Here is a 9,246-nt window from a genome sequence, read left to right on the forward strand (position 1 = left end):
AGCATCACTATTTTCTTCTGGAGAGTGTCATGTTTGACAGGCGCACATTTCTCGCCGCGACTGCGGCATCTGCAGCGCTTTCCGCAGGCAGCGGGAGAGCGGCCGATATTTCCGGTGAAACCGTCCGGGTCGATACCCGCACGATTGCCGGCATGCTCCCGCATGTCTGGGAGGAGTGCGTTGGATCGGACCGTGCCGCGATCACCATGCGAGAGGAATGGCGCCGGGATATGCGGCTGGCGGTAGATGAAGCCGGAATCAAGCGCGCCCGCTTCCATGGGATCTTCAACGATGAGCTCGGAGTCTTCGGCAAGAGCATTCTTGAGATGCGCCGGAACGGCGGCCCCAATTGGCTCAACGTCTACCGTGTCTACGACGGCCTGCTCGATGTCGGCGTCTCGCCTTATGTCGAACTCAGCTTCATGCCCGGCAAGCTTGCATCGGGAAAAAACCAGTTCGGATTCTACGGCGGCAACATCACGCCGCCGGCCTCTGACGTGGAGTTCGCCGGCTTCATCAAGTCGTTCACTACCGCCATGATCTACCGATATGGGTTGGAGACCGTGCGATCGTGGCCGTTCGAGGTCTGGAACGAGCCCAATCTCTCCTTCTTCTGGACCGCAGACAAGCAGCGCTACTTCGAGATGTACAAGGCTGTGGCAACGGCCATCAAATCGGTCGATCCGCTCATCAAGGTCGGCGGCCCTGCAACCTCGAAAACCGCCTGGATCGGCGATTTCGGACAGTGGTGCGCGGCTAACAACGCGCCGGTCGATTTCTTCGCCACCCATGTCTATGCCGGCGACGACCAGGACGAGGTTTTCGGTAAGGGAAGTCCTCGCAGAAACATCAATGACGTCATCCCCGATGCCCTTGCCAATGCTCGGCGCACGATCGATGCCGGCCCCTTCTCCGGCAAGCCCATGTGGCTGTCCGAATGGTCGTCCGACAGCCCGGCCATGATTGCCCATGTGATCGCCAATAGCATGGTCCATTGTGCTGGCATGTCGCAGTGGACGCTCAGCGGCATGTACGAGGAACTCGGCGTCGACGACTATATGCTCAAGGAAGGCTCCATGGGCTGGAGCATGATGATCGACGGGATCGCCAAGCCTTCGTTCAACACCTACCGCCTGCTGCATCGTCTAGGGACACAACGTCTTGCGGCACAGGGCCCTGTATTGGCTTCAAAGGACAAGAACGGGCGGATTTCCATACTCGTGTGGAATCTTGCCGAAGTCGATCAGCCGGGCGGCATTCCGGGCATGACCTCCGAGCGCAAGATTTCCGGAGGCCCCAAGATGGTGACCCTGCAGCTCGATGGGTTGAGAGGCCGCAAGACCGCCGAAGTCCGCTTCGTGGATTGGGAACGAGGATCACCTATGCCGACCTGGCGGGCGATGGGCTCTCCCCGTTATCCTTCGCGCGCACAGATCGCACAGCTGCGCCAAGTATCTCGCCCGGTAGTGGAAACCCGCCGCCTGAACGCGGACGGCACGCTCACGCTCGAATTGCCTCCCGAAGGTCTCGCGCTCGTCGAGATCGCTTGAGTCATGCCGCCCGGCATCCACCCGCGAAGGGAAGCCGGGGGCGGCGCTTCCGCACACCTGTTCCACCTTGTTTCATCGTCAGACATCGTCGCTGCTTACAGGCCCGCTGCAAAGCAGTGCTTCGCTGACAGAGCCACACGCGCATTGAGGTTTTCAATTGGCGGTCTGACCACAACCGTAAGGTAAAAGCTATGGCGGGTACAATGGGCGCCAAGCCTCCGTTCGGCGCGGAATCGATGACTGACGTTGACGGTCGGCTCTACCGCCGCGTCGCCAGGACGCTGATCGGCGAACTGCAATCTGGCGTCTACGGTGTGGGCGACCGCATGCCGGCCGAACGCGACATCGCTATCACCATGGGCGTCAGCAGGCCGGTGGTGCGTGAGGCGATGCTGGCGATGGAAGTTCTGGGGCTTGTCGAGGCCCGGCTGGGTGCCGGCACGTTTGTGATCCGGCTGCCTCGCAAAGTGGACAGCGATCCAGAATTTACGATCTGCCCCTTCGAACTCATTGAGGCCCGGCTGCTCATCGAGGGGGAGAGCGCGGCGCTGGCCGCTCGCCATATCAGCGAAGAAGAAATCAAGCGGCTTGAAGAACTCGTCACAGCCATAACGTTGGAGAATGGCGGTGAGAATGCTGATATGGCCTTTCACATGGCGATCGCCAAAGCCAGCCAAAATGGTGCGATCGCCAGAACTGTCGAAGAGCTCTGGAACCTGCGGTTTACCTCGCCGGAATGCCGTCTGCTGCTTGAGCAGGCCCGGGCTGCCAATAGGAAGCCCGTCGTCGAGGAGCACCGCGCCATCCTGACAGCGCTGCGGCAGCGCGCTCCCCATGCCGCGCGGGAGGCCATGCACATGCACCTCAATGCAGTGCTTCAACATCTTTTGTTCGCCGTCGAGGAGGAAGCGGTCGCCGCTGCACGCCAGGCGGTTGCCGCCACGCGCGAAAGGTTTCTACGCTCCGCCCGGGACGCCTAGTAGCTTCTGTTCGGCGAACAGCGGGTCCCGGACGCGTTGTGTTCGGGCCCCGCCAGTATTCAGGCCGCCATTCCGCCGTCGAGCAGCAATGTGCTGCCAGTCATGAACATGGCCATGTCCGATGCGCAGAAGAGGATGGCCCGGGCGATGTCGTCGGCAACGCCGACCCGGCCCAGACGGCTGCTGCCGATACCGGGGATCGGGCACGCCTTGATGGTTTCCTCGTCCCAGTCGGCAATGAACATGGTCTTCTCAGTGAGCGAGAAGCCCGGTGCGACGCCGAGAACGCGGATGCCTTGCGCACCCAGTTCAATCGCCAACTGCTTCGTCAGTCCCACGACGCCGTGCTTCGAGCTGCAATAGGCCGCCTGGCCTTCGGAGATGCCACGGACACCTGCCAGCGAGGCGACATTGACAATGACGCCGCCCTGCCCGTTTGCGATCATCCGCCGCGCCGCTTCCTTCGCGCCGACGAAAGTCCCGCGCAAATTGATCGCAAGGACGTTATCGAACTCCTCGGCGTCAAGATCGAGCAGCGGAGAAAATGATGGGATGCCCGCATTGTTGACCCAGATATCCAGCTTTCCAAAGCGGCTCTCCGCCAGTTCCGCGGCGGCGGCGATTGACGCCACATCGCCCGCATCCAGCCGGGTCGAGGTCACGTCGCCCGCGTAGCATTCGACCAGTTCGTGCGCGGTTGCAGCGGCGGCGGCCTCATCGATATCGGCGATTAGAACGGCTGCCCCCGCCTCGGCAAGGCGCCGTGCTGCGGCCTTTCCTAGCCCCCAGGCGGCACCGGTGACGACCGCGCTCCGCCCTCGGAGCGAAATCAGTTGGTCTAGCGAGCGATCCGAAACGTCTGGTACTGGCATCACCATTTCTCCCTTTTGTCGATCCCGGAGGGCCGCATTGTTGCCCTGAGGCGATGCTGGCCGGATGTCCGGCTGGACCCTGCGCGATTGCATCGCGAATTCGAATCATGACGCTGGCCTGCGTATCCGGAGGCTGGACAGCTTTCAAGTTGTGCGCCACAATATCGCACAAACTGGCGAAACCGAAGATGTTGCCAGAGGCGCTGTAATGCTCCTTCCGAGCGCCTTAGACGGGAGAGAAGAAATGGTTTCCAATCGGGTTGTAGTCGTAACGGGCGGAGCATCGGGTATCGGCCTCGGCATCTCGCGGCTTTTCGCGCGCAAAGGTCATGCGGTGGCGATGCTTGATGTTCAGCACGAGGCCCTGGAACGTGAAAGTGAAGCACTGCGGGCACAAGGCGCCCGCGTTGTCGCGCGCCACGTCGACGTGTCTGATAGGGCAAGTATCGAAGCCGCTTATGCGGTGGTCCGAGAGGAACTCGGACCAATCGCGATCGTGGTTGCCAATGCCGGAATTTCCGAGGGTATCCCCTTTCAGGACGTGAGCGTCGAAACCTGGCAGCGGATGATCGACATCAACCTGACCGGCGTTTTCCATACGGTCCAGGCGGCCCTGCCCGATATGGTCGATGCCAACTGGGGCCGGATCATTACGATCTCGTCGCAGGCGGCGCAGTCCGGTGCAGCAGACCGCGCGCATTACTCGGCCGCGAAGGCGGGGGTAATCGGATTGACTCGTGCTCTTGCCCGCGAATTCGCCAGCCAGGGAATTACCGTCAACACCATCCCCCCATCGGTTGTCGCTACGCCCATGGCCGACGCCGGTATTGCAGCCGGGACGTTTCCTCCACTGAAAGTCATCTCCCAGCACATTCCGATCCCGCGCCCCGGCACCCCAGAAGACATCGCAGCGGCCTGCGAATACCTCGCGTCGGATGGTGCGAGCTACGTCACCGGCCAGGTGCTCGCCGTCAATGGCGGCATGTTCATCGGATAAGGTGGATCGTCGGCGAAGCACCAGGCCCGGCCAATCGTCTCGCCTGGTGTACATGCGGCGCTGCCGCCTCCTAATGCTTGGAAGCAAATGCAATGAGCACGCTATCAGAAGCCCGAAAGCTGCGCGTCGTGCAATGGGCTACCGGGACAGTCGGTACAGCCGCCATGCGCGCCGTGCTCAGCCATCCCGACATGGAACTCGTCGGAGTCAAGGTCTACTCGCCTGGCAAAGAGGGCAAGGATGCCGGTGAGCTATGTGGAATGCCGCAAACCGGGATCATCGCGGTTCGCGATCCAGCGTCCATAATGGCTCTGAGGCCGGACTGCGTGCTCTACATGCCTGAACACACCGATTACGGTGATGTCTGCGATCTGCTGGAAAACGGCATCAATATTTCGTCCACGCGAGCGGAATTCTTCCATCCCGACAGTATGGATCCCACCATTCGCGCAAGGATCGAGACGGCCTGCATCAAGGGTGGCGCAACCCTCCACAGCTCCGGCAGCAGCCCAGGCTTCATTACCGAAGCTCTTCCGATCACGCTTCTGTCGCTTGCACGTCGCCTTGACCTTCTCACGATTGATGAGTTCGCCAACTGCATCGACGGCTGCTCAGAGGAGATGCTGATCGGCATTATGGGCTTCGGCGAAACCCCTGACGCCTTCGCACAGCGCCCGTTCTACGAACGGGACGAGGTCTTCAACCACTCGTTACGCTCACTCGCGCAGGCGGTGGGTATCGATATTGAGCGGTTCGAGGTTTCTAGCGAGGTCGCCCTCGCGAAAGAGCCAGTCAAGCTTCACGTCAGCACCATTCCAGCCGGCTCGGTTGCGGGACAACGAATGGTCACCACCGGTTACCGCGGCGAAAAGCCGGTCGTGCGCTTTCGGTGTAATTGGTTCGTAACCGAGAAGCTCAATCCTTCCTGGGATCTTCGCGGAGACGGTTGGCGTGTCACGGTTGAAGGCGACACTCCGCTCGAGATCAGTATCGGCTTTCCCATCCCCCAAGTCGATCGGCAAGCCACGCTCCCAAATCTGACGGCACATCGGCCCGTCAACGCGATCCACAGCATCTGCGCGGCTCCGCCAGGGATCGCCACGACAGCGGCGTTGCCGCAAGTGATCACCCGCTTCAGCTAAATAGGCGCGCTCCAGTCTAGGCCGCGCGACAGCACCCCAAAAATGACCGCTTCCCGGAGAGAAACCAGACATGCCAGAAACCAAACGTGCGCATCAGCGCAGAACAAGGAAGCATGGCGCAAACCTAGCCATTGCGTTGGTCTGCTTCGGCGCAGGCGTTGTGCCATTTGCCCTCTCGTCGGCATCAGAGGCCGTTCCGCCGCCCCCGAAACCCGAGCGAGTCGCCATCTCGCCGCTTCCTTTGCCGCCAACTGCACCGTCCGAAGCTATCGGTGCCTGTTCAACAGCAGTCAATCCGCGAGGAACCGGCTGTATGACTGGCGCCGACGACGGCATCGTCGAAGGCCCCGCCTATATGGGCGATGCCAGGCACGTCCTGCTGACGGTGCAGCTCGCCGGGGCGCCGGCTGCGCCGGCGACCGGATTCGTTTACGATGGCCCACAAGTCATCGCCATCAAGACGGATGGGACCGTCTTTAGTAATGGCGACGCCTGGAAATGCATAACTTGCGGCGTGCCGGCACAAAACCGTCGGGACGCAAACCCCGCCGCCACCAACGAACACGGGCGCCGCGTCCCGCAGGGTGCCACCTGGCTGAGCCTGGACCATCCGCAGGCTTTCCCCGGCGATACAAAGATGATCGCGGGAACCAACGTCATCGACTGCGGCACGTACAAGCTGACCGACGACCGATGCACGCCCGAACGCATCCACATCTATCCGATCCGCTGGAATGCGACGGCGGATGGTTCGGGGCCCGGAGGATCGATGCGCGAACTACGGCTCAATCCCGATGGCCAGCATTTGATGTGGAGCCATATGAATGCGACGGGCCCCGACATCGATCAGCACGGTCTTATCGGAAAGATCAGGTTCAATCCAGCGCCGCGCAGCGGCCTCCCGCTCGCGCCTCGCTATGAGCTCGACGATGTCTGGGTACTGACAAATGCGGCCTTGCCCGACTTCGCCCCGTTTCGCGAAAATCCCGGAAAACCCGGTTACCTGATCCATAACCCTCCAAAAGGCGCGATCGGCGAAGCCAGAGGATGGACGCGTGACGGCAGGAATGCGGTCGGTATGGGTATGCCAGAATCAGGCAATGTGGACATGTTCATCACCAGCCTGCAATCCGGCATGTCGCACCGGCTGACATCGGCTCCTGGTTACGCTGATCCGATCCTGATGTCGCCCGATGACAAGTGGTTCGTGGTCCTCGATAACCGGACAGTCGATCGGCACATGTACTACGGCGCGATGAAAGGCATTCCGCCCCTGACAGATGAACTGACGCGGATGGTCATGCTCAGCGCTCGGTACGGGTACCGCAACGGCATGCGTCGCTTTTTCCAACCGATCCTGATCGATAGGTGGGGCGATCGAGGGGACTATCGCGGCCAGCAGCTCAATGCCGGAAACGGCGCACCCGGAAGCCCGAGTGATCCCAACTGGAACGCTCGTGCCGATCCAGCCTGGTCACCGGATGGGACGAATGTCGTGTATTGGCAAGCGATGGTCACCTCTCCCGATTGCGGGGCGGCCAATCCACTACCCTGCCCGGCCTCTCGCGAACCGGGCGGACGGCGTACTCGCCTGATGATGGCGCACCTACCTGAGCGTTCTCTATTAGCTCTTGGCCGCAAGGTTGAGCCGGTTAAAATCTCCGTGCCATGGGGCATCCGATACCGCGCCGGCGATCCGATGCCAAAGCGCTATCCTTCAGCTCCCGCTGGAAAATTCAAGATGGAGGGATGGAAAGGCGGGACGGCACAAGTTGAAATCCGCAAGACCGCGAATGGGCGCATTTCCTTCGTATCGGCAAAATACAGCGGATTTACGGACGATGGCACTCACATCATCAACGGGACCGAGAGCGCCGAACTCTTGATGCAGGATCGTCACCCCCGCATAGTCTGGCACTCCGATCTGCGTGCCAGCGGAGCTCAGTCCGGAACGAAAAAAACTTCTGAACCTGGCGGCTTCACCATTAGCCCACTTGGGGAGCCACTGGAAGGAGATCTCGTCACGACCATTGGGGCGACAACATACGAGAAACCCGCCCCGGGCACTTAAGCCACCCTCTCGGGCATTGGCCGGGGATCGAGGCGGAGATGCTTGTGCCCCCTAGCCAATACACGGATAAATCCCCGGTGGTGTCGATCGGCGCCGATAAGCATCTTAGGATTTGCGCAGCATCCCAAATGCACTTTCGGAGCATGCAGCCCTGCTTTCGGTGCAGTCCACAGCCGGTGACGGATAAAACTCCTTCATTCCCGCCTCAAAGCCGCCATGCTTGGACGAGAAAGTGATTATGAAAACATTCCCTTTGAAGAGTAATTGCTTGCATTTATCAGTAAATCTACTGCCGTAAAGGCGATTTCGATCGTGTATAACCAGTTGTCATCCCAGATGTCGGGACACGCCTCAGCGGTGAACTTGTCGAATAATTGAAGGACAGCCCATGGTCACTACCGAAGTCCGAGATGGCCAGCCGGTCCTGCGATTTTGGTGCAACTGGTTCGTCGCTCAGGATCTCGACCAGCCGTGGGAAAATGCGGTCGGATGGGTGGCAGGTCACCATGGCGAGCGACACGCCGCTCGAGATCAGCATCGGCTTCCCGGTCCGGCCCGCAAAGCGGCAATCGAACCTGCCCTATCTGGCCGCGCACCGCACGGTCGGCGCGGCCCCCTACATCTGCGCGCACGGCCGGGCATGCCAATCACCGCCGACCTGCCGCAGATCTTAACGCGACTGAGCTGAGCGCAGACGCCGGGCGGCACTCTTTCCCGAGGGAGCAGACATTTGGACGACATTCCCACCGCCGTCGTGACGGGCGCCAGTTCCGGGTTAGGCAAGGCTGCCGCGACCGAACTGGCCCGGAAGGGCTACCGGATTATCGGCACCGGGCGCGATCCCGGCCGCACTGCTGATGCCGAACCGGAAATCAGGCGCAACGCTGGCCCTGGTGCTCGTGTAGACCTGATCTGTGCGGACTTCTCGCTCATGCGAGTAAACTAGCGATATGGCGGACCGCATTCTCTTCATGACGGGCAGGATAGACCTGCTTCTCAACAATGCGGGGGGCATGTGGGATCGGGCGCAATTGACGGACGAGGGTCTGGAAGCAGGATTTGCTGCCAATCATCTCGCGCACTTCCTATTGACCTCGCGCCTCATGCCGCTTCTGGAGCGCACCGCAGCAAGGGCACCGGCGGGGTAGGTGCGGATCGTCGTCACCTCCTCGGGTGCGAGCGAGGCAGCGCCGCCGATCAACTTCGAGAACATACAGGGTCTATCGACGTTTTCTACTGGCCTTGCCGAATGCATAGCCAAGCTCGCAAACGTGATGCACGCACCCGAACTGGCGACGCGGCTCGCTAACAAGGGTATCGCCCTGCACATCGCAGCACCGGGACCGCTAGCTTCGCGCCTCTTCGAAAACGCTTCGCAGGAAATCCGGGACCATGTCCGCGACATGACAGTCCAAGGCATCCAGAATGAGAAATCTTCCGGTCCGCACCTGGGAGCGTAAAATTGTGCTGAACGACCGACAAGGGTCGACGACAGGCCGGGGCAGCGACGCGCCCAATCAAGCCGCTCGACTGGGAAACGAGCGAACCTAGGCCGTATGTTCGTGCGGTGAAGTTGGCCCGCCCTCGGAGTAAGCAGGAAACGGGGGTTACGCCGGACGGACCGGCGCCTATCC

The 9,246-nt window shown here is 61.0% G+C and carries 10 protein-coding genes; 9 read left to right on the top strand and 1 reads right to left on the bottom strand.

Annotated elements, in window-relative coordinates; all coding sequences use genetic code 11:
• Positions 1-29: 29 nt before the first annotated feature.
• Both QRN25_RS25000 and QRN25_RS25005 read left to right on the top strand, forming a co-directional pair.
• The gene (locus tag QRN25_RS25000) at positions 30-1,550 is read left to right on the top strand and encodes a GH39 family glycosyl hydrolase (protein WP_211151406.1); all 1,521 of its coding nucleotides are present in this window, start codon (positions 30-32) and stop codon (positions 1,548-1,550) included.
• Positions 1,551-1,786: 236 nt separating this feature from the next.
• Positions 1,787-2,530 (top strand): FadR/GntR family transcriptional regulator, encoded by a 744-nt coding sequence (locus QRN25_RS25005; RefSeq protein WP_285022115.1) that lies wholly within the window; start codon positions 1,787-1,789, stop codon positions 2,528-2,530.
• A gap of 59 nt (positions 2,531-2,589) precedes the next feature.
• On the opposite strand, the gene QRN25_RS25010 is transcribed toward QRN25_RS25005, so the two are convergent.
• The gene (locus tag QRN25_RS25010; RefSeq protein ID WP_285022116.1) at positions 2,590-3,495 is read right to left on the bottom strand and encodes an SDR family NAD(P)-dependent oxidoreductase; all 906 of its coding nucleotides are present in this window, start codon (positions 3,493-3,495) and stop codon (positions 2,590-2,592) included.
• Here QRN25_RS25010 and QRN25_RS25015 point away from each other — a divergent pair.
• The 7 genes from QRN25_RS25015 to QRN25_RS25045 all read left to right on the top strand — a co-directional run bounded on the left by QRN25_RS25015 (position 3,467) and on the right by QRN25_RS25045 (position 9,072).
• A complete protein-coding gene (locus QRN25_RS25015; RefSeq protein WP_248006242.1) occupies positions 3,467-4,399 on the top strand; it encodes an SDR family NAD(P)-dependent oxidoreductase in 933 nt (310 codons plus the stop codon). The genes QRN25_RS25010 and QRN25_RS25015 overlap by 29 nt on opposite strands.
• Before the next feature lie 92 nt (positions 4,400-4,491).
• Entirely contained in the window at positions 4,492-5,541 is a 1,050-nt protein-coding gene (locus QRN25_RS25020; RefSeq protein ID WP_211151403.1) for an NAD(P)H-dependent amine dehydrogenase family protein, read from the top strand.
• Positions 5,542-5,854: 313 nt separating this feature from the next.
• Complete coding sequence (locus QRN25_RS25025; protein WP_285022117.1) at positions 5,855-7,612, top strand: hypothetical protein; 1,758 nt, start codon at positions 5,855-5,857, stop codon at positions 7,610-7,612.
• A 506-nt stretch (positions 7,613-8,118) separates the two neighbouring features.
• Positions 8,119-8,286 (top strand): hypothetical protein, encoded by a 168-nt coding sequence (locus tag QRN25_RS25030; RefSeq protein WP_285022119.1) that lies wholly within the window; start codon positions 8,119-8,121, stop codon positions 8,284-8,286.
• A gap of 56 nt (positions 8,287-8,342) precedes the next feature.
• Positions 8,343-8,558, top strand: a complete 216-nt coding sequence (locus QRN25_RS25035; RefSeq protein ID WP_211151400.1) for an SDR family NAD(P)-dependent oxidoreductase — start codon at positions 8,343-8,345, stop codon at positions 8,556-8,558.
• A 4-nt stretch (positions 8,559-8,562) separates the two neighbouring features.
• Positions 8,563-8,760: a Rossmann-fold NAD(P)-binding domain-containing protein gene (locus tag QRN25_RS25040; RefSeq protein ID WP_285022122.1), complete on the top strand. Its 198-nt coding sequence runs from the start codon at positions 8,563-8,565 to the stop codon at positions 8,758-8,760.
• Positions 8,761-9,072: a Rossmann-fold NAD(P)-binding domain-containing protein gene (locus tag QRN25_RS25045; protein WP_285022124.1), complete on the top strand. Its 312-nt coding sequence runs from the start codon at positions 8,761-8,763 to the stop codon at positions 9,070-9,072. It begins immediately after the preceding gene.
• Positions 9,073-9,246: the final 174 nt, after the last annotated feature.

The sequence above is a fragment of the Novosphingobium sp. fls2-241-R2A-195 genome (assembly GCF_030209485.1).
Classification (GTDB): Bacteria; Pseudomonadota; Alphaproteobacteria; order Sphingomonadales; family Sphingomonadaceae; genus Novosphingobium; species Novosphingobium resinovorum.